General features: G+C 52.1%; 18 protein-coding genes. 13 read left to right on the plus strand and 5 right to left on the minus strand.

Annotated features, from left to right (window positions below; genetic code table 11):
- Positions 1-20: 20 nt before the first annotated feature.
- From ACZ1HJ_RS15545 to ACZ1HJ_RS15560, 4 genes are all read left to right on the plus strand, one after another.
- Positions 21-623, plus strand: a complete 603-nt coding sequence (locus ACZ1HJ_RS15545) for a hypothetical protein (protein WP_472719559.1) — start codon at positions 21-23, stop codon at positions 621-623.
- 202 nt (positions 624-825) lie between these two features.
- Positions 826-1185, plus strand: a complete 360-nt coding sequence (locus ACZ1HJ_RS15550) for a hypothetical protein (protein ID WP_472719560.1) — start codon at positions 826-828, stop codon at positions 1183-1185.
- Positions 1185-3260: a type IV secretory system conjugative DNA transfer family protein gene (locus ACZ1HJ_RS15555; protein WP_472719561.1), complete on the plus strand. Its 2076-nt coding sequence runs from the start codon at positions 1185-1187 to the stop codon at positions 3258-3260. Before ACZ1HJ_RS15550 ends, ACZ1HJ_RS15555 begins: the two co-directional genes overlap by 1 nt.
- A 20-nt stretch (positions 3261-3280) precedes the next feature.
- Positions 3281-4129: a replication-relaxation family protein gene (locus ACZ1HJ_RS15560; RefSeq protein WP_472719562.1), complete on the plus strand. Its 849-nt coding sequence runs from the start codon at positions 3281-3283 to the stop codon at positions 4127-4129.
- A gap of 15 nt (positions 4130-4144) precedes the next feature.
- On the opposite strand, the gene ACZ1HJ_RS15565 is transcribed toward ACZ1HJ_RS15560, so the two are convergent.
- Complete coding sequence (locus ACZ1HJ_RS15565; protein ID WP_472719563.1) at positions 4145-4921, minus strand: hypothetical protein; 777 nt, start codon at positions 4919-4921, stop codon at positions 4145-4147.
- A gap of 387 nt (positions 4922-5308) precedes the next feature.
- Here ACZ1HJ_RS15565 and ACZ1HJ_RS15570 point away from each other — a divergent pair, with 387 nt between their 5' ends.
- Positions 5309-6019, plus strand: a complete 711-nt coding sequence (locus tag ACZ1HJ_RS15570) for a DNA cytosine methyltransferase (protein WP_472719564.1) — start codon at positions 5309-5311, stop codon at positions 6017-6019.
- A 214-nt stretch (positions 6020-6233) separates the two neighbouring features.
- On the opposite strand, the gene ACZ1HJ_RS15575 is transcribed toward ACZ1HJ_RS15570, so the two are convergent.
- The 3 genes from ACZ1HJ_RS15575 to ACZ1HJ_RS15585 form a co-directional block, all read right to left on the minus strand.
- Entirely contained in the window at positions 6234-11438 is a 5205-nt protein-coding gene (locus tag ACZ1HJ_RS15575; RefSeq protein WP_472719565.1) for an NACHT domain-containing protein, read from the minus strand.
- 188 nt (positions 11439-11626) lie between these two features.
- Complete coding sequence (locus ACZ1HJ_RS15580) at positions 11627-12631, minus strand: DUF4238 domain-containing protein (RefSeq protein WP_472719566.1); 1005 nt, start codon at positions 12629-12631, stop codon at positions 11627-11629.
- 529 nt (positions 12632-13160) lie between these two features.
- The gene (locus ACZ1HJ_RS15585) at positions 13161-13304 is read right to left on the minus strand and encodes a hypothetical protein (RefSeq protein ID WP_472719567.1); all 144 of its coding nucleotides are present in this window, start codon (positions 13302-13304) and stop codon (positions 13161-13163) included.
- Between ACZ1HJ_RS15585 and ACZ1HJ_RS15590 the strand changes: the two genes are divergently transcribed.
- From ACZ1HJ_RS15590 to ACZ1HJ_RS15620, 7 genes are all read left to right on the plus strand, one after another.
- Entirely contained in the window at positions 13303-14511 is a 1209-nt protein-coding gene (locus tag ACZ1HJ_RS15590; RefSeq protein ID WP_472719568.1) for an elongation factor Tu, read from the plus strand. The two genes, ACZ1HJ_RS15585 and ACZ1HJ_RS15590, sit on opposite strands and share 2 nt — an antisense overlap.
- A gap of 684 nt (positions 14512-15195) precedes the next feature.
- Positions 15196-15858, plus strand: a complete 663-nt coding sequence (locus ACZ1HJ_RS15595; RefSeq protein WP_472719569.1) for a hypothetical protein — start codon at positions 15196-15198, stop codon at positions 15856-15858.
- Between the two features lie 774 nt (positions 15859-16632).
- Positions 16633-20994 (plus strand): RHS repeat-associated core domain-containing protein, encoded by a 4362-nt coding sequence (locus ACZ1HJ_RS15600; protein WP_472719570.1) that lies wholly within the window; start codon positions 16633-16635, stop codon positions 20992-20994.
- Positions 20995-21003: 9 nt separating this feature from the next.
- Positions 21004-21204 (plus strand): hypothetical protein, encoded by a 201-nt coding sequence (locus ACZ1HJ_RS15605; protein WP_472719571.1) that lies wholly within the window; start codon positions 21004-21006, stop codon positions 21202-21204.
- A 46-nt stretch (positions 21205-21250) separates the two neighbouring features.
- Positions 21251-22309, plus strand: a complete 1059-nt coding sequence (locus tag ACZ1HJ_RS15610) for an RHS repeat domain-containing protein (protein ID WP_472719572.1) — start codon at positions 21251-21253, stop codon at positions 22307-22309.
- A 794-nt stretch (positions 22310-23103) separates the two neighbouring features.
- Positions 23104-23364: a DUF6869 domain-containing protein gene (locus tag ACZ1HJ_RS15615; protein ID WP_472722221.1), complete on the plus strand. Its 261-nt coding sequence runs from the start codon at positions 23104-23106 to the stop codon at positions 23362-23364.
- 42 nt (positions 23365-23406) lie between these two features.
- Positions 23407-23691 carry a hypothetical protein gene (locus ACZ1HJ_RS15620; protein ID WP_472719573.1) on the plus strand — a complete coding sequence of 95 codons (285 nt, stop codon included), beginning with the start codon at positions 23407-23409 and terminating at the stop codon, positions 23689-23691.
- A gap of 1 nt (position 23692) precedes the next feature.
- Here the strand turns inward: ACZ1HJ_RS15620 and ACZ1HJ_RS15625 are convergent, their stop codons facing one another.
- Complete coding sequence (locus ACZ1HJ_RS15625) at positions 23693-25282, minus strand: GspE/PulE family protein (protein WP_472719574.1); 1590 nt, start codon at positions 25280-25282, stop codon at positions 23693-23695.
- 106 nt (positions 25283-25388) lie between these two features.
- On the opposite strand from ACZ1HJ_RS15625, the gene ACZ1HJ_RS15630 reads away from it, so the two are divergent.
- Positions 25389-26069 carry a hypothetical protein gene (locus tag ACZ1HJ_RS15630; RefSeq protein WP_472719575.1) on the plus strand — a complete coding sequence of 227 codons (681 nt, stop codon included), beginning with the start codon at positions 25389-25391 and terminating at the stop codon, positions 26067-26069.
- Positions 26070-26075: the final 6 nt, after the last annotated feature.

Here is a 26075-nt window from a genome sequence, read left to right on the forward strand (position 1 = left end):
TAAGCACAAGGAGATTTGCAATGAGGTCTTATGATGCTGCCCGTAACCTATTTGGTTTTCTGGGCTTTTGCAGTTGGGGAGTGATCGTTATCGCTGGCTTTGTCGTGTTAGGGGGTATCTCCTCCATAGGTGGTTTTGGACGCGCTCCAGACCCCTATCAAGCACTGTTGGTGTCAATGCCTGGCATCGGTCTGGCACTCTTTGGGCTCGTCGGCTTAGCCATGGTCCAGATGGGTCGGGCTGGGGTTGATAGCGCGGAATACGCCCAACAGGCACTGGCAGTCTCTCGAGAACAACTGGAAGTTTCTCGAGAGGCACTGGCGCTCGGGCGCACCACTGCGCCCTCCTATACCTCATCTGATCACAAAACGGCTGATAACGCCCCGACATATGCCCAGTCCGCGAGCGCTACAGGAGCGCCACCAAGCCTCGACGCTGACACACGCACAGACGCTCTTTCTGCCGAAGGTGAGACCACCCCTGCCCGGCTTGAACATCAACAGCCTGTTCCAACAATGCCAATCGAACAACCCACCATCGAGAAAGTCACGGGAGGCTTTCAGGTCGGTGATAAGCTCTTCAAAACGGAAAAATCCGCTCGCGCATTTATCGACAAATCGTGATGGTTTTCACCCCCATACAGACCCCCAACCCCTATGGGGGTCATGTCTGGGGGCCATTGCAGCACCTGGCAGACCATAGCGGAACCTATCTTTGGTTTTGGCGTCATGACTTCAGCTACTCTCGTAGCTTCATAACCCCACCCTCCCATGCGTGATACTCCCTAGCGTTTTTAGACACCTTACAAAAAGACAGACCTACCCTATGCGGATCAACATCAAACATGACACGGTACGGAAAGGTTTGGTTCTTAAGACCACATACTACCAGGTCTCCCTCACGGTGTTGTTTTCGCATGAGGAGAAGCAAATCCTCAGACAACGTGACTTGCTCAAGACCAGATTGCTCAATCGACGACCGGCCACGGCTAAGGTGGATGATAGGGACGCAAAATTCGAGTTGCTCATTGGAGACGTCATCAACGGCCAAACTGATCATTTTCTCTGTGCCAACCCCTCTGCTGCCAAACGATACCAGGACGTGCTGATTGACGCCCTGCAGCAGCTCAAACTCTGGATCAGCGACAACGCTGAGTTGGGTGATGACTTTGTGATTGAGTTCTGATGCGCGACGATTTTGGCCCTCTCTTTGGCAGCTTGCTTGGCACCGGTCTCATCGTGGCCGCGCTCCTCGTGCTTGCCCTGGTGGTGACACCACTCTTTCTGTTGGGGTTGGTGGGGTATGTCGGGTACCGGCTCTGGCACGACAGCCCGGCACGGGCCGAGCGTCTGGCCCGGGAAGAAACCCTGCAGCTATACAACCACGCATTGGCGGGTAGCGTGGAGCTTAGCGATGACGAGGCTGACACAGCACTTTCTGCCAGCTGGCCACGAACCACACCTGATGCACTGCGCATCCAACTGCTTGAGATTGGCCGCGCGCTCTTTGCGGACGAAGGGCTCAGCCCGGACATTCCGCCGCCGCCCACGCTCTGCAATACGGTTGAGGGCGGGCGCTACCGTGATCTCCTAGCCCGGCAAGGACAGGCCCGGCATGACCGGACAATGCAGCTCTCGGCGCTCGCTGTGATCTCCGACGCCCTCGCCCCGATTGCCCGAGCCGCACCACCGATGCAGAGTGAAGTGTTGGTTTCCGTTGAGCAGTTTCTCACGCCACTTGGCCTCACCATTGGGGAGATCATCACGCCCTTTTTTGCCGAGAACGACTACGGCCACTTCAAAGCGCTGCGTGAGCAACTCGATACCAACCTGCGCCTCACCAATCGCAGCAATCCAGTATACCCACGCGACTATCGCGGGGATGACGCCATTGCGACCTATCTCTCCGGCACCAGGTTGTCCGAACTCTTTGCGCTGCGCACGCCTTTTGCCATCCCCGAAGCCCTGCGCTTTGAGCACATGCATATCGTGGCCGGGAGCGGTCATGGCAAAACCCAGACAATGCAGTACCTGATTGCCAACGACCTCAAAGACGTTGCCGCAAGCACTAAATCCGTGGTGGTAATCGACAGCCAGGGAGATCTGATCAATATCATCCTGCAGGCAAAGATGCTCGAGCCCGACCAGATTGTGCTCATCAACCCCGAAGATATTGCCTTTCCGGTCTGCCTCAACCTTTTTGCCGTCGGCCAGGAACGGCTATCTGGATATTCGCCGCTTGAACAGGAACGCCTGACCAATTCGATTATTGAGCTCTATGACTTTGTACTGGGCTCACTTTTGTCTGCGGGCATGACGGCCAAACAAAGCGTTGTCTTCCGCTACGTGACACGGCTGATGTTCCATATCCCAGATGCCACCATCCACACCCTGCGTGACCTGATGGAACCGGGCGGTACGGAGAAGTATCAGGCAGAGATCGACAAGCTCGAAGGCACGCCACGCCGCTTCTTTGAGACCGAGTTCAATAGCAAGGAATTTGCCACCTCCAAGACCCAAGTGCTGCGCCGCCTTTATGGCGTGCTCGAGAACCAGACCTTTGAGCGCATGTTTTCCCATCCGCAGTCAAAATTCGACATGTTTACTGAGCTGAATGCAGGCAAACTCATCCTCATCAACACCAGCAAATCGCTCCTGAAAGACCAGGGCACCGAGATCTTTGGCCGGTTCTTTATCGCGCTCATTGCCCAGGCCGCCCAGGAACGCGCTGTGTTGCATGCAGAGGACCGTCTGCCCGCCTTGATCTACATTGATGAGGCGCAGGATTATTTCGACCAGAACATCAGCGCCATCCTGTCTCAGGCCCGCAAATACAAGGTGGCCATGGTGATGGCACATCAATATCTGGGCCAGCTCTCAGGCGGCCTCTCAGAGGCGTTTGAGGCCAATACGTCGATCAAACTGGCAGGTGGTGTTTCTGCGCGCGATGCGCGTGCGCTGGCAAGCCAGATGCATGCCAGCCCAGAGCTGATCCAGCAGCAACCCAAAGGTTCCTTTGCGGCCCATCTGCGCGGCGTGACCCAAAAAGCCGTGCCCATTGCCTTCCCTTTCTTCTCATTGGAGCGTCTGCCGCGCAGCACAAAAGACGATCGTGCGGCCATTTTGCAACACAGCCGTGACACCTACGCGGAGCCATGGGAACACAAGGGCGACCATGGCGACGCATCTGACGATGAGCCGCCCGAGGAGCCCGGAGAAAACGGTCCAGATGATCCGCTTGGAGGTTCGCAGGAGCTCTAAAAGGCTGGCAGAATATGTGTATGGCTCACTCGCTCTCCGCCCCGGCCACAATTCGGTCAAACATCACGCCCACCGCCCGGGAGCTGCGCTGGTTTGCGCAGATTGACCGACATGGACCGCAATCCAGCGAGTTTCTCTTTGAACTGACCCGAGACACACACCGCTGCCGCGACACCAGTCTCCGGCGACTACAAGCGCTCAGAGAGGCCGGATATCTCCACCTACCGCCGCAGCAACGACAGATTGCCAAAGCTGACTTCAATCCATACGTCTACGATCTCTCCTCCAAAGGTTGGGATGTTCTGGCAGGAGAGAAGCCCCTTGAGCGCCCTGCCCGTCCCAATGGCCACTGGTGGCATGGACACTGGGTCTCTGCAGTCTCAAGCGCCATAGACATCATCGCCACCCGCGCAGGGTTAGAGTACATACCAGTCGCCCGCATACTGGGGCTCAAGAAAGTGTCGATGGCAATTCCGATGCCAAAGGGAAAACTGGTCCCGGACCAGATCTTTGCCATCAAATATCCGGATGGCTACCGCTCCTTTGCCCTTGAAGTGGATCGCGGCACTGAACCGGCGCGATCTAAAGCAGCGCGAAAATCTCTGCAGCGGTCCGTGCAACAATATAAGTTGGTACTGTCTCAGAAGCTGCATCGACGCCACTACGGGCTGAAGGGCAATCTGTTGGTGCAATTGGTGTTTCTCTCGAAGCAAAGAGAACGACAATTTCGCAAACTTTTGAACGAAACGGATAGTGCGCTCGGCAGTTGTACAATTGCTGACCACGTACCACGGTGGCCAACTGTTGCCACCGGAATATCAACGCTGCAGTGCATTGGCTTTGCGCCTAGAGGCACATCGCTCCATTAACGATTTTCGCCATATCTAGCTGCGTCGGTACGCCTTGCGACGTTCCACGAAAGCGATATCACCTTCGTTGCGTACATTTATCAACGCAGATGGTATCCAAATACGCTTCCCATTTGACAATACGCGTTCGTGCGCACGTCGCAGATGTGGGATCGGGCTTGCGTGTGTGCCTCCACGGTCGACGGTCTGCGCTCCGGCACGCAATACGCTGAAGTATTCCATTGCATCAACGTCATAATGTGCAGGTATTGGGTGCTTGCCTTGCCGCTTACGCTTTGCGTTGGTGAGGCCAGGTGCACGCTTAAGGTCAACGCGACACCCCCGGGTATTTAAAACTGCAATGGCAAGCGGATAAAGCGATGTGGCAGCGCGGCCCTCTTGGTCTACTTGGCTGTCTGCCAACTTTGGGATAGTGATCTTTGTACCATCCGGCGTGTGTTCAAACACAAAGTCGTGCATCCGACGTAGACCTGTTCGCAACACGATAAAGTCACGAACAACTATCTTGTCGTCTTTCTGCGGCCAAACGACGCCAACGAGCGTCATTGGGTTTGTATTGCCATCTTGTTTGACTGTGGAAATATCGAACACGTACACCCAGGGGTGTACCTCGAAGGGTTGACCGACATGCTCCTTCAGACCCTCTATTACATCAGTGACGCGGCCATGCAGATGGTCAGCATTGTCGAAAAGTCCAAATGCGAAGATACGCCCTTCGTCAATTACACCCTGCGGGATCACACGTTGGTGTGAGAGGTCAGACAGTTTTTCAAAGACACGCTGCAGCTTCATTCCCGGTTTCTAACCTTGGGTTGCAAGGGTTGAAAGGGGCGAACGGTATTCTGCTGCTTAACGTCATTATTGATAAGGAAGGTTGGACGTATCACCACCCATCAGTCGTCTTTTACGACCAAAGGCAAAGGGTCGAATCTGGAAAAAGGCCAACCCCGAAACTTCCGTCCAGGTCTCTTCACCTTTGCCTGAAAAGCAATTTGCAGCGCCAGTTTGTGGCGTCTACGCAACAGCAATTCGCTATGTCTATTTTCACACAAAAGTTTTTCCTCAGCTCACTGCTGAACACTGTGTGCAACGCGTGCACATAGCTCAATTTACCAACCTTTGATCGGAAAATTCATATGTGAATCTTGGGTGTCATCTTTCAACAAAGAGGACATCAAAATGAATACCATCGAATTGTTTTCCGGTACCAAATCCTTTTCCAAAGTCGCGCAGAACAGGGGGCATAAAACGTTCACGGTGGATAATAATCCAACGCTTGTTCCTGATCTCCTGGCCGATATATCACACCTGCAAGTTGCCGGTTTTCCGTATCAACCTGATGTCCTCTGGTGTTCGCCACCATGCCAAGGGTTTTCCGTCGCAGCAATTTCAAGGCACTGGGGCGGCGGCAAAAACGGATACATTCCCAAGAGCGAAACGGTTCTTCAGGCGATTGACCTTATCGGGCATATGCTCCGGTTAATTCAGCTATTGAAACCAACCTGGGTATTTGTGGAGAACCCGCGCGGCATGCTCCGTTGCTTACCACATCTCGATCACCTGATCCGCCATACCGTGACCTATTGCCAATATGGTGATAGCCGCATGAAGCCCACCGACATTTGGACCAACGCCTACTGGTGGAAGCCGAAACCGAGATGCAAGAATGGTGCACCGTGTCATGAACCGGCACCAAGAGGTTCAAAATCGGGTACACAAGGAATAAAGGGCGCGATTGACCGTGGACGTATTCCGCAGGCCCTATTTGAGGAGCTGTTTGACCAGCTTTGGGAGGAGGATGAGAGGATCTTAGAGATACCGGCCCCTTTCATGCAACTGCCTGCGGCAAACAATTCAATCCATCATTCCTTGGAACAGCGATTTAGTTAGCTTTTTGATCAGAACCGAAACACCTAATTCGACCAACGGCATAGCTTCACAGAGCGCTGCCGTTGGCTTGGTAGAAGCTTCGGCGAAATTGTTAGCCAAAGCAGCCACAGAGAAAATGCTGCCGTGGGGCGGAAAGCGGACGTTCACCGCATATGCAAAAGGTTAAGGTCTTGACCACCAAAGCGGACCTTGGACGCGGAATTGTAATGAGGAATCATTTCGAAGTCTCAATTTGTACATCCTGCGGCGGATTTTGGAAACGTGGCAGGTCAAATAGTGAGCTCATTTGAAGTGCTGCTGCACGACGATCCCCAAGTTCAATTAAGTGATCAAGAATATCCAAGAACTGCACGTGGACATCAGGTTGCAATGGGGCGTCTCGTTCGGCAAAGGATTGAATTAGACCGGCGAGCTGAGCAGTTTGTCCCCCGAACCAAAACCCTCTAGACTGCCTGACTGAGAGCGCGATGCCTCCCAATCTTGAAGCAAAGAACTCGCTGCTGCGGTGATCAAAGGACCTTTCAACTTGGAGCAAGAATGCTTGCATGACCTGAGGCAGATGGCCAAATCGCTGGAGCATCCAATCGATCAATGGGTCCAGTAAACCTGCATCAGACCAATCATTGTTGGCGAAGCGAGCCGCACCCATTGCTGGTCGGTCCCAATTTGCCCCCATCGCTATACGAACCAATCTGTGCAGCTGATCAGGAAGACCATAGTCCTCTCGCCACTCAGGACGTTTCCAATCGGGGTGATCTGCGACCGCTTCAAAGATATCTAAGAATACATCGACGATTCCCGACGGCACCTCCGGAGCATCCAAAAGTCGCATGCAAGAGTACGCATCTGCGAAAGTGGAGAGGACGTGAATCTTGGGGTCGGCGGGCAGTAGAGAAAGAATGGGTATAATCTCGCTGCGAGCCTTATTGTTCGGTATATTCTCGTATAGCGACGCCAAACCCCAGATACATGTGTAAAACTCTCGCCAAAGCCTTGAACCTGATCGGCGTTCGGCCTCGTCAGCAGTACTGATCGCTGTGGCGAGCTTCTCTACGAAGCTACGCAAGAGCGACAACACGTCGTCTCGAAAGCCATGATCATCGGTGAACCTGTCTTTCGGGATGATCGACAACATCGATGCGAAGTCTTTGACGCGCCATTGATCCAAGTGCTCCGGCTCGATTTCGGCATATGTCTCTGACAGCTCGTTCCGCTCGCCAGACGCCAGACCTTGAATGGTCGCCTCAAACAGCCGTTGTTTTTCAGAGGCCAGACTATTGTCTCTATCATCGCGTCGTCTGTACCAATCAGGCGAACCACGATCCAATTCAAGAGCCGTCAGCTTGAATGCGAGCACCGTGCACTTGTTGGCGAAGTCCTTTTGCTCTCGCCAACATGACGCGGCGTTTGACAGGGCAGCCAACTGTACGCCCTTGTAGGGATGAAAGCACAACTGAACCAGTTCTTGCTGTGCCGAACTCACTAATGGCCCACCATTCTTGATTATTGCCGCCAATCCCTTTGTTGCAAATGTTTCGGGTCTGTCGTCGGTAGGAGCATAAGCGTGAAAAAAATCATCGTTTGCCGGAACGGTGCTGGCGGCGCGGAATGCAACGCCTTCAGCCCATTCCACTTGATCATTTGGAAGATCGGGCTTGAAACTCAGGACCGCTGCAGACACGGCTGCTACTCCGCCAGCGCGGCGGCTGCCGGGGTCTCCGGCATCGAAACCGGATTTGAAAAGGTCCTCGTTATCGACCTCGCCTGCGAGCGCTACAATCTCATCTCGCACGTGATCATCAATTTTGCCGTTCTCGAGCCAAGACTCACCTTGTTTCAACAGTTGGAAGCCTTGGTTCCAATGGACTAGCCGTTCACCCGCTTCTTCCGCTTGTTGCACCTGTTCCTCTGACGGCTGGAATGCGACGCCAACTCTCCCATCATCAGTCTCCACCCGCCCATAGTTCGAAAGATCAGCTATTGCCGCCCACTCCTCGGCTCGCTTCCGGTAGTACGCAATCAATTCACTATCTTGATCTTGACCTTCGTGGGTGAAGGGCAATTCGCTTGGAAAGCCAGATAGTTGTTCAATCACTTTTTCACGCTGGTCGTTCGCCGTGAGAATGAATGCTGTCGCGAGCCACCTGATGTTCTTTTTCCGGGAAGGCCGTGAGTTCAGGTGTTTCAGTGCATCGAGATGATTTGTCTCGTTCGACAATCCAAAACTAACTCCAGTCTCGTTGGAGTGATGGCCTTGTACGTCGTGTTGCCAGCGGTACTCATCCATGGCCCAGATTTGCTGACAGCCGACGAGAACGGCCGCCGCAGGTGACAGCGCGTCCTTATCCAACAAGACTCCCAGGGCGATGCCTAGCGTGGCCACGCTTTCGTGTCCTGTAACAAGCTCCCTGACGATCTCATCAACGTCACGTCCGGCTTCGACCTCGGAGATCGCCCAATTTTCCAGCGCCATGAGTGCCGACTCGAGGATGTCGCAAGAAAACAGGCCCCGATACCAACCATAAATCCTTTGGTCGCCCCAAAACGTTTGGGTTCCCCACGGGAAATCCACACTAAATGAAACCGGAATTTCGCGGTTACGATAGTCGTATTGGGGAAGCTCTCTCCATGCAACGACGGTCCGGCTGAGTAGCCTGCGAACTAAATTAAGACCTTCCTGAGGCGCTTGCTCGAAAAGGGCTGAGAATGGTTGCTGAATGGGAGAGGCTGGATGGCAGTGGCGCGAATAGTTGCTAATGCCCGGAGAATCCCAATCATTCATATGGGGCGACCAACCAATTGTGTCCCCCCGCGACCCATCTGCTGACTCTGATGGTAGCGGCTCGATAAACGCTTGGAACGAAAAGTCTGCTAGGGCCTCGGGAACAACACTGGCAAGGCGTACGCTCCATGCAAAGACGCTGGATTGAACTTTGTCGTCAATGTTTTCGTTTGTCCACGCTTGAAGCCTACGACTTAGTAGGTCGGTGTTGGTGAGCGAGGACCTCAGGAAAGCCTGTCGAAGTTTGCCGCCGAAACCGTCCTTGTGAAACCCGAGCGGAGTGGTCTTTTCGCTTCGGTCCCAATAGTCATAGGCATCCCACTCAGTCAGAATTTTATCGATTCGTTCAGCAAAACGATCTTTGATCCTGTCGGGATAATCTTGAAAGAGGTTCAGCCATACGTCGAACGTGTCAACTATGTCCTCGACCGTTGCCTCGTTCCAATCAAGCGAAAGCAACCAGACCAGTAATCGCCTCCAATTCCGAACAGGACGAGGCCAAGATAAAAAGTCGGCCAACCTGAATTTTTCGAACTTAGTTTTCTCGCCGAGTTCAAATGCGCCATGAACGACCAATAGGTTTTCGATAGTCTTGTGTGCTCGAAAAGAAGAAAGGAGCCGGATAAGCCGGTGGTCTTCGCTCAAAAATCCAGAAATTGCATCTCTACGATCAAAGAACGCTGGCGAAGCAAACGGGGCAAGGAGCCAAATCCTGCTCCAATGACGCCAAGCTTCCTGCTGCTCCAGAGCCAATTGAGTTTCAGACCAGCTGTCTCCGGACTCGAATTCAAACTGTGACAGTAGCTCCACTACCCGGATTAGTCCGGGCCTGTCGCCAGCGGCGGTGAGGGTGCTCGGCCAATCTGGACCATTTTGGCGACACAAACCGAACATTGCCCATTCAAGAAATATGTCGTGGGTAAAGGAATATCGTCCGCTTCCCGCAACCTCAGTGATCGCTCGCTCTTGCACTAGTGCGGTCAGAGCCTGAGCGGAAATACCGGCTACTGCGCCGCTTCTATTGGTTGTTTGAGCGCATTTCGCGGCAAGCTCACCAATGGCTTTGCGGCGTTCAATTGAAGACGCTCTATCAAGTACACCCTGCGGTCCTTCTAGCCAAACCTCTGCTAGCGAAATCTCGGAAAATTTGCCCGGTGTTCCATCAGTGTCCACTGAACGCTGTGCCAACACCTGAGCAAAGAAAGGGCGCCTTGCAAATTCTTTCTCTTGACCCTCGGCGAACAGGACTTCGCTCATCGCTGGAAACTGCTCAGCAAGGATGTCTGCTTCACTATCATCAAATCCATCGATCTCGACGACATGTGCTTGCCCGTCCTCAATGAGTTGAGGAGGGAGCCATATCCTCAAGTCTTCGAGGTGTGACGACCGGGTGGACGCCACAACGCGCCAATCCGTAAGCCTCGGATCATCGAGAAGAGTAGTCACGATGTCTGAAATTGTCTGACGGGCCTCGTTACCCAAGCGATCTATTCCGTCGATGAAGAGAGTTGGCTTTCCCAGAGTTGCTAACTCAAAAAGGAGGTCAGCGAGCCGTTCCGTTTCGAGGCGCAGGTGCGTGGCCAGTGAGGGCCAGCCGGGGCCGACGAGACGCTTATCGGTTAAAACAAGAGCGAAACCGTTTCGGGTGTGCTCTTCGGCCAGCGCTCGTAATACCGCCGACTTTCCCGAACCCGCTTCGCCCGCCAATTGGATAAACCGCTTGCCATCATCGATGTCGTTAATCTTGTCCAGAATACTATTTCGTGGAATAACCAGCCCAGAGACATCCATTCGGATACCTTGAAGAGCGTGTCTCGTTTCTTCTGCTACTTTCACCAGATCGCTGCGCATGCTTGGAAGAGCCGAAAGATCAAACGCTCCCGAAAGCTGCTCAACCAATGTTGCCCTTGAAAAGCTACCTGCTGCGCCCGACGCTTGTCGTGATATTTGGGAAAGTCGCACCCAAAGCTCTTCGGCACGATGACGCTCTGCTGTTGGTAGCGCGTTCCGCAGACGTTCAATTACCTCGAATGAACCTGACGCTCCTTCTGAAAGCGTATCAAAGACAAGGATGACAAAATGCCTCAGAAACTGCCACGAATTTCCCTCGTCTTGCGCCTCTGCTGGCAACAGGGCTCGAACATCTTTCACGAATCTTCTTTGTGTGTCGCTTGCGAAATCTTTGGTTTCTAGTCGCCTAAAAAAGTCGTCTGCCGACGTGGATGCTCGAGCCCATTCGAGCGTAGAACGAGCTGCCCGAAATGTGGACTGCGCGATATTAGCAGCAGCTAAGCCAATACGGTCCCGACCAATTCTGAAGCCGTCTTTCTTGAATTCACGCCAGCTAGCCGAAATGACGTCTCGAAAATCGGCATTAGTTTCAGCAGAACTCAGCGTAGGGCTTTGCTTCACTTGCAAAGCCAATTTGGAAGGTTGGTCGTATCGATTCGAGGCCTCCACGATTATATCGTCTAGTGGCTCACCAAGCGCCGCACGCTGGAGATAGACGCTGTCAGTAATCGCTTCAGAAATTCCTCTCGCACCGCCTTCAACAAGTAGGCTGGTCAAGTATGACGCCACTACTGAATCTTCAAAGGTGTAGCCGACTCCACCTGTTGCCTCGGGACTCGCGGGCATTCCTTTATCCACTTTGTTTGCTCGAATGGCTCGATGTTACTCGGACTCGAGTGGAACAAAAACATGAACTTGTCAGATAGACCCCTACATTTCGAACGCAATGTCCAGAAAGACGGGCTGCATCGCATCATTTCGACCATCTAGTGCAGGTCCGTTCTGGGCCGAGTACTTAGGTCGAGAGCATCCGTTCAAACGCGAACAGTCCGCGAGATCTCGTTGTCGCTTATCAACTTTGCATATCTACCGATCCTGCCTGCAAGTGACGCGAGTATTGGATCGTTGATCCTTGCTATGAACGCTTCATAGGCACACCCTGCAAGCAGTCGATTGATCGTTTTCAATTCCATCGGCCCTTCTTTTCCCTTACGCCCAACAATCGCTACGTCCGCCGAAATAGGTACAATCACTGTATGCATGCGGTCTTTGGGCTGCGAAAAAGGCGCAGCATTGTTAGGCCCAACGAACGCGCAGCAGGTATCGGGAAGGATCAACTGCCCATCTTTCGGGCGGTAAACAGTATAATCAAATTCACTCAGCGCCTTGATCCGAGGACTTTCAGGCTTGATCGCTAAGATGGCTTTGTTGTGCGCCTCTTTGATCCCGTTAGGTGCGAGATTTGCCACTTGAAAAAATTTAGCCACTTTCCCACCAAACATACTCTCAGCCATCCCGGGCGGAAGGTTGTCGACATAGGCATCAAGCAGTTTTGACGCTGCTTCACGCTGATCGTTAGGCACAAAGCTTTTTGCCAGAAAATCGTCGATCTTTTTCGGATTCTCTTTCAGAAAGCCCTTCATCATGGCTTGCACCTTAGCCTTTGAGCTAAAGTGATCAGTCAAAGCGGCCTGCATCCGTTCAGTCATGTTTGACATCTCCGAACGCAAGAAGTTCGATCTAACTTCAAGATGCGCGATCAATTGTGCAACAAACGCGGCGTCTAATTCTGCGCCATCGTCCCCATTTCGCGCATTCTGAATGTCGCCCTGTACCGAGTTTTCAAAGTTGGTAATACTCTTATCTGTCTCTGAACCCTCTGGGCCGTAGAAAAACCGATTAACACCGAAGTTGCCCGTGCCTTTCTGACTTGGTTCAGCACCCTTGCGGTAAACCCAAATGTGATGATCCCTGCCTCTCTTTTCCCCAAACCCACGTTGCAGCATACGCCAGACATGGTGGTGTTCTTTACCTGCCATCTAATCTCGTTCCCAATACTTCAAATGTTAGCAAGCGCGTATCATCGGAAATGGTTATACGACGAGACTCGCGGATCAACATGGCACTGCTGAAAGATGTATGAAGCACTGCATGCCATAGGTGAGTTCGCAACAGTCTTGTCGAGATTTTCCCAACGTGGTCATTCGTGCCTTCAGCATCAACGGCCGAAAAGCCCGCGTTGGATGAATTCCCTTGTCGACTGATTTCGCTGGTGCGGCGAATGTCCTAACTCACGGGCCGCACCGCAGCATTGCGAAATGTGACTCAATGTCCGCAAAGGGCCGGGAGCTGGCAAGAGACCTCAGGAACTCTTTTCTTGCAATATTCTGAACACACGACTAAGTAACCCCTTCAAATCAGAGGATAACCGTCATGAAATCGGTTTTTGAAATTCAGAACCTGTATACCGCTTCAGCCAATGCTGACGCGTCTGCAGCTGATTCATGGGAATTTTAAACCGCCTCTGAAAGAGATTTCCGGAGGCTTTGGCCTCCGCTTGGTTCAGAACTATTGACCCCGGATGGCCGTCGCCTCCGGGGTTTTGAATTTCGGACCATATGCCATCCGCATCCGGTCCGATTTGAAATTGGCGCGCCAATGCCAATGGCCGTCCCATATGCGCTTGGCCAGCGTGTGTGGGATGGCGCTCATGAGCCAAAGGAGAAAAGAAATGGCTACGAAACTGAACGTGAATGTCGGCACCATTGGTCACGTCGACCACGGCAAAACGACCCTGACCTCTGCTCTGACGCAGATCCAGGCCGCGCGCCTGGGCGGGCAAGCTTTGTCCTTCGATCAGATCGACAAGGCACCCGAGGAAAAAGCCCGTGGGATCACGATCAACACCAGTCACGTGGAGTACGAGTCCGACACCCGGACCTATGCCCATATCGACTGCCCGGGACACGCCGATTATGTGAAGAACATGATCACTGGCGCGTCGCAGATGGATGGCGCGATCCTGTTGATTGACGGCACCGAAGGTGCGGCCAAGCAAACGATCGAGCACATTCTGCTCGCCCGTCAGGTGAATGTCGCAAACATGGTTGTCTTCGTGAACAAGATGGACATGCTGTCCGACGCTGAGCGCTTGGAAATGGCCGAGTTGATCGAGCTGGAAACCGGTGCGTTGCTGGAAGCACAGGGATATGAAAACACCCCGTTCATCTTCGGCTCTGCTTTGCAGGCGCTCGAGGCTGCTTTGCGCGGCGATCTGGACGTACCTGAGGTTGCCTGCGTCAAGGATCTGGTTGATGCGATGGATCGCCATTTTCCCGACCCTGTGCGGGATTATGACAGTCCATTCATGATGCCGATCGAAGGCGTGCATACCATCCCGGGCCGGGGCACTGTTGTGTCTGGCCGGGTTGAGCGCGGCGTCATCAAGGTTGGTCAGCCGGTCGAGGTGATCGGCCTGTCCAATGATGGCTCGGAGCTGGTCGTGACGGGGACTCAGGCGTTCCGCAAGGACGTGGATGAGGCCAAGGCCGGTATGAATGTCGGACTGCTTCTGCGTGGCCTGAAGCGGGATGAAGTCCAGCGTGGTCAGATCCTCAGCGCACCTGGCATCATTCAGCCCTTCCGGAAAGGCCGGGCGGAAATCTTTGTTCTGACCGCCGAAGAAGGTGGGCGTCATACGGCGTTTACGACCGGGTACAGTCCGCAGTTCTTCTTCGGCGTGACGGACATTACCGGTGTGATTGATGTCGCGGATGATCTGCCGGTTCTCCCCGGCTCGCAGGCCGAGGTCGGGTTTGCCCTTCACAAGCCCGTCGGCATCGAAAAGGGTGTCCGCTTTGCCCTGCGTGAGGGTGGCAAAACCGTCGGCGCCGGGATCGTGACCGAGGTCGCGACCTGAAAGCCTGAAAACAAGGCCATGGCTCTGATCCTGTTGGGGCCATGGCCGCTCTTTGCCAAATCAGAGGCAATGAATCTAAAGCTGCTCCTGAATGTCAGCAATTTGGGCTGAAAGTGCAGCATTCGGCTGGTGCGACGAGTGACCGCTTTGGGCCGAACACTTTATTACACACAAAAAAAGACCCCGGTCGATGCCGGGGCCAGTCCAACAGGGAGGGGCATATGATAACCCGCATACGCGACGGGGTCTGAAATTCATTCACCGTTAGAGGAAAGCGAACCTGACGATTAGCGGAAAGTCAGGTTTTCAATACGAGAGCAGGTTTAGCTGCCTTAATTGCGGCCAACAGCCAAGCGAATGCCTGCTAAGAGCCCAAAGCGGTCATCCTTCGCGCGGAATCAAGGCCGCTGTGAACCCCAATTTTCGACGATTGCGCGAAAGTCAGCTTCGTTGAAATCTTCTCGACAGTTGTATCAAGTTGACACTAGAAAGCCGTCTTCGATCCTTAAACCTTGCTAATTCTTTCCAGAAGGTCGATTAAAAACAATGAAAAACCTAACTGGCTAAACAGTTATCAATCAGTAAAAACGTCTTACAGATCCGCTGGAATCTGGCTTTAGAACAATAGAAGTACTCAACAAACCGGAGGAGCTTATTCGCCCCAAATTGGATACGTGTACTAAGATGAATCAAAGTTCACATTTCAAGTTTGATGATGACGACAATGGTCTTGGCCGCGTGTTGTTGCCTCAAGTTGCCTGGTCAAACGACTTCATTGACGTAGTTAAACAAAATAAAGTTTCAGTGCTGCGACTGTCTTTTTCTGCAGGTTGGGACGAAACCGATTTGTCTTTTTTGGCGGACCTCGCGCCGCTAAACTTGAAGGGACTAGAAATCTACCATTGGGACGTAAAAGATTTAAGCTCAATAGCGTTTCTGCCAAGTCTCCAAGCTATCAGCGTTCAATGCCTCTACAACAAGATTCCGGACTTTTCGACGTTTCAAAATTTGAAGGACGTCTTCATGAATTGGAGGCCCAAAGCAAAAAGTATCTATGAATGCAAAACTCTTGAGCGACTTAATATCGAAAACTACCCAGAAGAAAATTTAAGTCCGTTGACGGAAATGAAAAATCTCAAGGAACTTTTACTGACGTCCAGAAAGTTGATGTCTCTGAAGGGAATTGAATCACTGAGATCGCTGGAGACGCTGGATCTTTTTGATTGTCGAGCCCTTGTAGATATTTCAAATATTGATGACGCGGTTAGCCTAAAGAAAATCACAATGGAAAGCTGCAAAAACATAAGGAATTTCGATCGATACGAAAACCGTGTATTACGATTTTAGCATTAAGGTCGGGCAAGCTCGATAATCTCAAATCAGAGTGTTCGGCATACCTTGTAAGCACTGTTGATTGATCGAATTCAATATTGCTCCCATTGACCCAGTCGAATTGAACGGCAGCTTTGTCCCGCAAAGCCGCCCATGACCGCAGTGAGTCCATTTTTACCGATGACGCACAATGGACGGACGTCCGGTTTTAAGAACGTGGACAAAAACCTGTCAAAACTAAGTGGAGTTTTGCCAAGGCGTTGTGGCACAAGAATATTCAATGATCTTGGAGGTAAGGCCATCTATGACAAAAAAGACCGTTTTTACGGGGAGATTTTGATAAGAGGTTTGTGGCCGCACCGGACCGTTATCCGGATGGCCTGAAAACAGCGGCAATCTCAGAAAACCGTCCAACTTATGCGTGCTGTTTTTTGGACTGACTTAAACGTCTGCGCGAGCAAGAGCCGATGCTATGATCGCTGCCATAAGACCAGTAGTCCAGATCGCCAGCACAACTATGAATACAACAGCACTGAACCTTTGGAAGACAATCGACCGCCTGCTGTGATCGAAGGGGAAGGGCCGCTTCAATGATTTAAAAATCTAATCGCGCCGATTTTTCTGATTGGCAAAGACTTTTGGAAGCTCAGTCAAGAAAATTATTTCTTTCAACAGATACAGAGTTTTACCTATTCTAAATTCATACAACCAAAACGAATCCTTGAATTTTCCCTGCAACCAAAGAACGATTCCCTTAGTTTTAGAGAAGTATTCTGGGGGCCTTTATTCGTGGAATTTTATAAGTTTTTTCAAACTAAATTCTTCCTCTTTTTTACTGCAGTTTTCGCGGTGCAAACAACGATGCAAGCAAATGCTAAAGAAGTAGAGTCCACTCTCGAATTTTGGGCAAACAACCTCGATTACACAGAATCCGGACCAACTCCAGAAGCTGCGTGTAAGCAAATCCATGTTGGATTGTACAACTTTTACTACTCCGGCGTCGGAAACTTTAAAGAATTCTTAACGACCAACCCCAGTGGCCTTAGTGAACCAAGATCAGGAGCCTGTGTCGACAACGAAGACGATGAATACGATATCGGAAAATTCTGTACTATTTCGTATGACAACAACACGAGCGCTACAGTCAGTACCCCTTGCCCTACGATTGCCAGCTTTGGTCAATGCAAAATTGGCAACCCTACGGATGTAAGGACCGGTACGAAGATCGAAACTGCGGTCGATTGGGTCTCCCCAAAGGATAGTAGATTTAGAATTTCGAGAAACTACCGCTCAGACAAAGTGCATATGGGCCTTCATGGCACGACGTCTCGCAATGCTTTCGCAGGTGTTTGGCGGCTGGATTTCGATGAAGTCGTAGATACAGAATACGAAGTAGGGTACGTCTACAAAAAGTTTGATGGCACGAGTTACACGTTTGAAAATACGGGTGGATCCGGCACAAAAGCAGCTACGCGAGACGGCTATCCTTACGAATTTTATAGCTATGGCGGACCTTGGAGACGAATTACTGATGGCCAAGGAACGAGCAAATTTTTTAAATGGAATGGATCTGACTTTGCCGGTGTTAGCACACGGCATTCAGACGGCTACTTTTTAGCTACTGACAGAAATTCAGCCAAGTTCATAACAACGGTTTGGGACAGGAAAGGTCAAAGAGCTCAGTTTTACTATTCGTCTACAGAAGTTTCTAATTCCTCCAACTTAATTCTCAGCCACATTGATATTGATACGGATTACAACGGTAGCAGCCTGCAACCAGAGTATCGAATTGACTACAGCTATACGGAAAACACTTTTGCAACTGATCGCCCCCTTTTGACCCAAGTTGAATTTACGGACCTAGCGCTTAACACTACCGAGATTACCTCAAAATATACATATGATGACAGCAGTTACCCTCCGCGCCTGCTAGAGGTTTATGACGGGCGGTTGGACGCCAATAACGCCGAATTTCCTAATGCCACCTTTACTTACCAGGAAGGTTCCGGAGCGTCGCATTCCCAAGTCTTAAGCAGTGCGCACCATGGAGGTGCTGATGGCTATACTTTTGACGGGGATGAAGCGACCAATGCTTTCGGCCTAACGACGACCTACAGTGTTTCGGATGTGGATGGACAAAAGCGCGTTACGCAAGTTGATGGTGAAGGCACGCTGCACTGTTCACCGACATCCAAATCGATCGATTACACTCCAGGGGCGGGCGAACCTGAAGGATATGTTTACTCCAGAACCGAGAAGAACGGCGCCGTTACCAAATTCACACGTAACAGTCGCGGCTTGGTTCTGACCAAGACGGAAGACGCTAACGGATTGGATCCTCGCGTCACAACATATACGTGGCACGCAGATTACAGGGTACCGTTGACCCGAACCACCGATGAGTTGATCGAGACTTTCACTTATAGCGCTGAGTCAATCGCTCGTTTTATTCTGACGAGTTACACGCAAACCGACAACGTTGCTTCCAGCCCTACCTTTGGTCAATCCCGTACTTGGACATACAACTACACAAGCTATTCAAATGAGCTGCTTCTTCTCACCTCAGTTGATGGTCCTGGATTGGTTGCGGACGGTGTTACGGATGTGACGACGTATGAGTATGACGCGGATGGCAATCTGATCAAAACGACGGATCCGAATGGGTTGATCACGGAGTTCGTCACCTTGAACAAGATGGGTCAGCCGACCTTAGTGAAGGCGCCCGACGGGGTGGAATGGGGCTTCACCTATGACCATCGTGGGCGGATGCTGACCTCGGTATTTGATCCGAATGGGTCGGCACCCAAAACGGCCAGCTATACCTATGATGTCATCGGCCAGATGTTGACCTACACCAACATGCTCGGTCGCACGACCACGTTTGAATACGATGAAGCCCGCCGCCTGGTTAAAACGATCAATCCGTCAGGCGATGTCGCCGAGTTTGAATACGACCTGATGGGCAACCAGACCAAGGTGTCCTACTCCGATGGTGTGGCAGCCGATGCGTTTTGGGAAGACACTGAATATGACGAACTCGGCCGTCTTCTCAAGACCATTGGAGCAGAGGGGCAGATCTGGCAGTTTGCGCATGACGTTGAGGATAACCTCGACAAGATCACCGATCCGACCGCGCTTCAAACCACGCACACGTTCGACGCGCTCAACCGGCTGACTGACATTGTTGACCGTGCGGGCAAGACGACTTCGATGGAACATGATGAGGACGATCAGGTTACCAAATACACTGATCCACGCAGCATCGACACAGACTTCACCTATAATGGCTTTGGCGAGACCCTGACCGAGGTCAGTGCGGATCGAGGAACAACAAGTTACACATACAACAATCGTGGCCTTGTGACGTCGATGACCGATGGCAACGGCGTGGTCTCGAACTACGCCTACGACAACGGTGGTCGGTTGACGGCGCGGACGTTCCCGTCTGACACCACGCTGAATGAGACCTACACCTACAACACCAGCACGGCGCCTGCGGATATCCATCGTTTGGGCAAGCTGAACCAGGTGAGTGACGGCAGCGGTTCAACCGCGCGCGATTATGCCACTGATACAGGTTACATGGCATCCGAAACGCGCACCATCGAAGGCCAAGCCTATCTGGTGCAATACGCGCACGACATCGAAGGCAATCTGAACTCGCTTACGTACCCGTCGGGCAACGAAGTCATCTATACCCGCGACACTGATGACCGGATCACGCGGGTGCAGGTGGATCTGGGCTCTGGCCCGGTCGACATCATCCAATCCGGCGCCACATACCACCCCAACGGACCGCTGGCGTCGATGACCTATGCTGATGGCGCGGTGCATACGGCCAGCTATGACGATTCCTACCGCCTCACCGGGCTGGAGGATGATCTCTCGGGCACCAAGCTGCGCGATGTGACGCTGACCTGGACCTCACGGGACAATCTCCTGTCGGTCACCAATGCACTCGAGGCTCTGGACAACCGCAGCTTCGATTACACAGCGCGGGAGTTCCTGGAGGACGCGGATGGCCCCTGGGGTGCGCTTGACTATACCTATGACGATGTCGGCAACCGGCTCACTCGGCTGCTGACTGTCTCCGGCACGACGACGACCGACACCTACAGCTACCCGCTGACCTCGAACCGGCTGCAATCTGTTGCCGGCGGACAAACCCGCGCCTTCACCTATGACAGCGCGGGCAATGTGACCAATGACAGCCGTTCGGGCGTGAGCTACGGCTATGGCTACAACGCCGCCAACCGGATGTCCTCGATGTCGCTCACCGGCGTGGTGCAGGCCGAATATGAATACAACGCCTTCGGCCAGCAGGTGGTCCGCCGCCTGACCCAGGCAGGGCAGACGATCCACTCGGTGCATGACGCCGATGGCAACCGCATCGCGGAATACGACTATGACAGCGCAGTGCCCGGCACGACGCTCCTGCGCGAATATGTCTGGATGAACGGCGAGGCCGTGGCTGTCATCGAAGGCGGCGTGATCTCCTACATCCGCACCGACCATATCGGCCGGCCCGTGTTTGCCACCAACAGCTCCGGCACCAAGGTCTGGGAGGCGTCCTACCTCCCCTTCGGCGGCGTGCACACGTCCTCAGGGTCCAACGCCAACCTCCGCTTCCCTGGGCAGTGGTTCCAATCCGAAGCCGGCCTCCACCAAAACTGGATGCGCGACTACGACCCAACAACAGGGCGGTACATCCAGGCAGATCCCCTCGGGCTCATTGATGGCGCAAGCGTCTATGGCTATGCGCTACAAAACCCGGGGAGGTATGTGGATCCAAGAGGGGAGTTTGTGTTTTTGATTCCGGCGATCATTGGTGGTTTTGGTGGTGGAAGTACAGCTGGCGCGATTGTTACGGGCGGCGTTGCTGCAGTCGGTGTGGCTGGCGTTGGGGCGATAGTACTTTTGCCGAGCACGCCTGGAGATGGTACGGCTGGGCAAGATGCGGTTGACGACGCTACTGCAGAGGGTCAAACTTGCGAACCCGACGATGAAGGAAGATGTGAAGTAATCCGAGAGATTTGCCACAACCGTTGCGTTGACTACTTTGTTGAGGGCCCATTTCCTGGTAGAGATCAATTCGCTGGATATCGCAGATGCATGAGAGAATGCATGAACGCTCATGATTGCCCATACTAGGAAAAACAGATGAACGAAAATACGGCAAAAAACCTTCTTGACATAATCGAGAAATTTGGACCGCCAATCAATGAACTGGACGCTATTCTCAGAAACGTCGAGCAAGATGAGCTCCGTCGCAAACTACTGAAAGCGCTGGCGGAAGTTATGCATAACCTTGATGGTCGTATAGGATTTGAAGCGAGAAAGGTGTTAGGCGAATCAAATTGAGCCTCTAAGTGGCCCTAGTGCCTTCACCTATGAAAGCGCGGGCAATGTGACCAATGACAGCCGTTCGGGCGTGAGCTACGGCTATGGCTACAACGCCGCCAACCGTATGTCCTCGATGTCGCTCACCGGCGTTGTGCAGGCCGAATATGAATACAACGCCTTTGGCCAGCAGGTTGTCCGCCGTCTGACCCAGGCGGGGCAGACGATCCACTCGGTGCATGACGCCGATGGCAACCGGATCGCCGAATACGACTATGACAGTTCGGTGCCCAGCACGACGCTCCTGCGCGAATATGTCTGGATGAATGGCGAGGCCGTGGCGGTGATCGAAGGCGGCGTGATCTCCTACATCCGCACCGATCATATCGGCCGGCCGGTGTTTGCAACCAACGGCTCCGGCACCAAGGTCTGGGAGGCCTCCTACCTCCCCTTCGGCGGCGTCCACACATCGACGGGTTCCAACGCCAACCTCCGCTTCCCCGGCCAGTGGTTCCAATCCGAAGCCGGGCTGCACCAGAACTGGATGCGAGACTACGACCCAACAACAGGGCGGTACATCCAGGGAGATCCCCTCGGGCTCGTCGATGGCCCCGCAATCTATGGATACGCGCTACAGAACCCAGGACGGTATACCGATCCTACGGGGGAGTTTATTCCAGCTGCCCTCGCAGGGGCAGTAGTAGGAGGAGTAGCAGGTTACTTGCAAACTGGCTGTATAAAGGGGGCAGCATTCGGAGCATTTACAGGTTTGGCTTTTGGTGGTGCGAACGGTTTGCTAAGGCTTAGATTTGTTGGATCGACATACAACGCAATGGCTAACAGCGCTGCGTCGCAAGTTTTAGCCTTTAACTTCGTAAACTGCGGCTGTGGCAGCGAAGAGTTTGACTTCGAAGTCTTTGGATTGACTGTACTTGGGGCAGGACTCGGTAACATGGCTGGCTATGCTTTGGGCAGTCGTGTAAGCGTTCGTGCAATTTATGGTGGTGAAACGGCAACGCCAATACTAAGGTCGCTCTTAAGCGGCATCGGTTCTGCTTCTGGCGAGGCGTTTGGACCTAAAATTTACCAAGGGGTTACTTCTAGGAGGATCAAGAGTGTCAGGTAGCTTCCTATCTTGGATCGTAATTGCTGGCCTTCCGACTTTGTTGGGTGTAACGGCGTTGCGGGCTACAAAGGCAAGGCCTAAAGACTATAAACTAGTAGTTGTCGTCTGGCTCGTAATCTTTGTGATTTGTATGTTCTTTATCGTTGATATTGTAATATTTTTGAAAGGTGAGCGTCCGAGCCTCGCCGAACCTGCGACATTGTCACTAATAACAGTATATTTTCAGTATTTGTTGTATCGAAGACAGGACTCAAAGAACTGAAACACGGATAGTAAATATGGAAGTTACGATGTGCCAGAAACCCTCCCTTATCAAATCACCCTAAACTGTCCCATTGGCGCTGACGTTAGACACGCGGCATTTACCGAATTGTAAGAACCCGACTTTGTCCCAATTCTGGACCCAAATGAACCGTGCTAAGCCTGCGCTCTTCACCTTCCTTAAGAGCGTTCAAAATGACGTAATTCACTTGAGAGCGCTCAGACGGTGAGGCATTCAAAACACTATCTTCCATACCATCAGGATTTTCGTTCTTCCCGTACACGAGATCAAGCAATTTTTGGGGTGCCTGTTTTAATGCCACCCATGCCGGGAAGCCGACCAGGAAGACCTAATCCCGGCGGCAGATATCATACTGTTCCACAACTGAATTGGTTCTTTTAATGACTGATAAAGACAGGAAAAAGCCATCAAAAATACTTGACTTATCTACTAAGTGGTTTGACGCGTATGGCTCAAAAAAACTGCATCAGCGGACAACTACGATGAAACTTTAGATGACGCCGTAAGACATCTGTACCGATCTGACTTTGACGGTTACCTTCTTTTTGTTCAGTCATTGCTTTCTAAAGATTTGACTGAGTTTGGGATGAGTTTTCTCGCCGCCGGTGAACTTGAGAAGCACTTTTGCTCCGATAGACTGTACGATCTGATGTCGATCGAGAGGCTAGCCAGTCAGTCGAACAAATTCAGAGAGCTTCTATCGTATGTGTGGGTCAGTCCCGAAATGTCAGAAGAAGTGCAAGTTTTTCTGGGTGATTTTCAACAAAAGTGAATTTTGTTATGTTTTTTCTAGAAGAACTTCCAATTCGACGATTTGGATGAGGCTGAGTACGCGAAAAAAACCTTCGGCCAACAGGTTGTCCGCCGCTGGACGCAAGCCGGGCAGACAATCCACTCGCTGCATGACGCCGATGGCAACCCGATAGCGGAATACGACTATGACAGCGCAGTGCCCGGCACGACGCTCTTGCGCGAATATGTCTGGATGAACGGCGAAGCCGTCGCGGTCATAGAAGGCGGCGTTATCTCCCCTTCGATAGATTGCACACCGTGTTTGGTGTCACGCACCGCTGTCTTCTCAAGAATAAAGGTAGCATGACTCACGCAATTGAACGGCGCACCTCTTCTTCTGTGCATATCCCAGCTTGAACTAACTCTCTTCCACTTGCTTGAAGAGAAACAAAGTCACGTGCTGCCGCAATCCGATGCAACTCAGTTAAATTGTCCGTCGTGGAAATCGCCTCTGAGATAGATGTGTCAAAGTTCAAAAACTCCGAGACGACACTACGGCCGTGTTGGCCCGTGGATTGGCAAACTTCACAGCCATTTCCTTCGCAACTTCGGCAGATTGTGCGTACCAAACGTTGAGACAGGACGCCCCGCATAGTAGCTGCGAGAAGATAAGCTGGAACGCCAAGATCTTTCAGCCTGATAACTGCTGACAATGCGTCATTGGTATGGATTGTCGACAGGACCATGCGACCGACGAGTGCTGCTCTTACGGCGATTTCCGCCGTCTCCTCATCGCGAATCTCACCAATCAAAATGACATCTGGGTCCTGTCGTAAAATTGATCGCAAAGCGCGTGCAAAATTAAGTCCAATTTCTGGTTCCACTTGAACCTGGTTGATACCCGGAAGGGAGTATTCGATTGGATCTTCGACAGTTACAATTTTACGCCCTTCAGAGTTCAGATAGGTGAGTGCGGTATACAAGGTTGTTGTTTTGCCGGATCCTGTGGGACCTGCAACCAGAAACACGCCATTTGGTTGACTGATCGCTTGCTCGATTTGATTGGCACGCAACTGGTCATATCCGAGGCTCTTCCAATCGAGAGTGAGACGCGTTCTATCTAACAAGCGAAGCACAATACTTTCGCCGAACTGCGTCGGAAGCGTCGAAACGCGAATATCTACACGACGTCCGCGTACAGACACTTGAGCACGCCCGTCTTGGGGTCTGCGTTTTTCAGAAATGTTGAGCCTTGCCATTACTTTTAGTCTAGAGGCGATTGCCATCTGTTGTGACTTTGGAAGGGTACGGTGGACTTGGAGCACACCATCTAACCGGAACCTGACACGGGTGTCAGCTTCGTTGGATTCAATGTGAACATCCGATGCACCACTGATCGTGGCCTGTGAAATCAAATCATTGACCAGTTTAATGATGGGGCCATCGCTTGCCAAAGCAGTTAGACGTTCGATGTCGTCCGAGGAACTTTCGCCGCCATCACTAGCTTCTGCCGGAACAACGGTCGCCAAAGCAGATTTAATTAGCGAGGGAGTGGTAACAGCGGCAAATACCGGCGTGTTGAGGTGGAATGATATACTTCTCAGAGCGTCCTGCGCACGCGGGTTCGCGGTCGCCAAAACGATACCTTCATCTGTCTTGCTCACGGGTATGACTTCCGCGCGCTGCAGAAAATCATTTGGAAGCGGCACACGCTCGAGCACTTCAGGGTCAATCTGTTCCGCGCTAATGTAGGAAAGCCCCAGATGTCGTGCCAACGCTTTGAAGAGCTCTTCCTCCTTGACCAGCCCCAACTCCAGCAACGTGCTTTCGATGGCGGAACCTGTTTCTGAACTTGCCGTTTTAGCACGTATGGCTTCGGCCTCATTCAAAAGATCCTTCTGAACGAGGTCTTTGAGAAACAATGAAGCTTGGAACGCATTGGGCAAGTGTTGCTGCAATGCCTACCCTCCCCCATTGATTGAATTGCAACGCCTTTAAACTCTATAAGTTGTGCAATACACTGCCTGAAAAGCAAAGAACAAAAATATTCGGGTGGGCAGTTTAATGACGGATAAGATTCCGTCTCATCTTTCTCAATGGTTGGGAAAGCCGCTTTCACGGCTTTGTCCAGAATGGCTTGGCGCAATTCTTTTTGCCGTTCCATTGGCGAAAAAGCTGGCGTTTTCTGAAGAAAAAACTGAGCTGGCCTCGACCCCGGGAAAGTTGATTGCACCCCTGCATTTATTGAATGGTAGTGACGCATTACAAGTGAAAACTGGCAAACAGATCGTTGATGTGTTTGTTCCGAGACCGCTCCTTTTGAAGCGAAGCATCAAGACACCTACTAAAGCACGCAGGTCCCTTTCAGCGATTGCGAAGCTGGATCTCCAACGTCAAACACCTTTCGAGTTATCGGAAATCTCTTGGCTGCTCGAGGAACCTGAAATCTCGCATGGCGAGTTGAAAGCAACACAATGGATCGCAAAAAAGAAAGACATTCATGACTGGCGCAAGAACCTCCAAACCGTGGGTCTGGAAGCACGACGTTTCTTTATAGAAGGCGTCAGCACACCTGAACCCATCGCAGATTTCACAAGCGACGTAGCCCCAAACTCCAAACGTTTCAGATACGCGAATTTCTTTTTTCGACAGCCTGTGTTTTTTTCGCAGGCGTTATTTGGCTTTATCCTGCATGGTCGCTCGCTCCCGAATTGGACAAACTTGAGGACGCGATTGCCGCTCTGAGGGTTG

It is taken from the genome of Roseovarius sp. JB2-10 (genome assembly GCF_055693585.1).

Bases quoted from the DNA above. Each gene is read 5' to 3' on its own strand.
- ACZ1HJ_RS15545 (WP_472719559.1), top strand. From the start codon at position 21: ATGAGGTCTTATGATGCTGCCCGTAACCTATTTGGTTTTCTGGGCTTT.
- ACZ1HJ_RS15550 (WP_472719560.1), top strand. From the start codon at position 826: ATGCGGATCAACATCAAACATGACACGGTACGGAAAGGTTTGGTTCTT.
- ACZ1HJ_RS15555 (WP_472719561.1), top strand. From the start codon at position 1,185: ATGCGCGACGATTTTGGCCCTCTCTTTGGCAGCTTGCTTGGCACCGGT.
- ACZ1HJ_RS15560 (WP_472719562.1), top strand. From the start codon at position 3,281: ATGGCTCACTCGCTCTCCGCCCCGGCCACAATTCGGTCAAACATCACG.
- ACZ1HJ_RS15565 (WP_472719563.1), bottom strand. From the start codon at position 4,921: ATGAAGCTGCAGCGTGTCTTTGAAAAACTGTCTGACCTCTCACACCAA.
- ACZ1HJ_RS15570 (WP_472719564.1), top strand. From the start codon at position 5,309: ATGAATACCATCGAATTGTTTTCCGGTACCAAATCCTTTTCCAAAGTC.
- ACZ1HJ_RS15575 (WP_472719565.1), bottom strand. From the start codon at position 11,438: ATGCCCGCGAGTCCCGAGGCAACAGGTGGAGTCGGCTACACCTTTGAA.
- ACZ1HJ_RS15580 (WP_472719566.1), bottom strand. From the start codon at position 12,631: ATGGCAGGTAAAGAACACCACCATGTCTGGCGTATGCTGCAACGTGGG.
- ACZ1HJ_RS15590 (WP_472719568.1), top strand. From the start codon at position 13,303: ATGAGCCAAAGGAGAAAAGAAATGGCTACGAAACTGAACGTGAATGTC.
- ACZ1HJ_RS15585 (WP_472719567.1), bottom strand. From the start codon at position 13,304: ATGAGCGCCATCCCACACACGCTGGCCAAGCGCATATGGGACGGCCAT.
- ACZ1HJ_RS15595 (WP_472719569.1), top strand. From the start codon at position 15,196: ATGAATCAAAGTTCACATTTCAAGTTTGATGATGACGACAATGGTCTT.
- ACZ1HJ_RS15605 (WP_472719571.1), top strand. From the start codon at position 21,004: ATGAACGAAAATACGGCAAAAAACCTTCTTGACATAATCGAGAAATTT.
- ACZ1HJ_RS15630 (WP_472719575.1), top strand. From the start codon at position 25,389: ATGACGGATAAGATTCCGTCTCATCTTTCTCAATGGTTGGGAAAGCCG.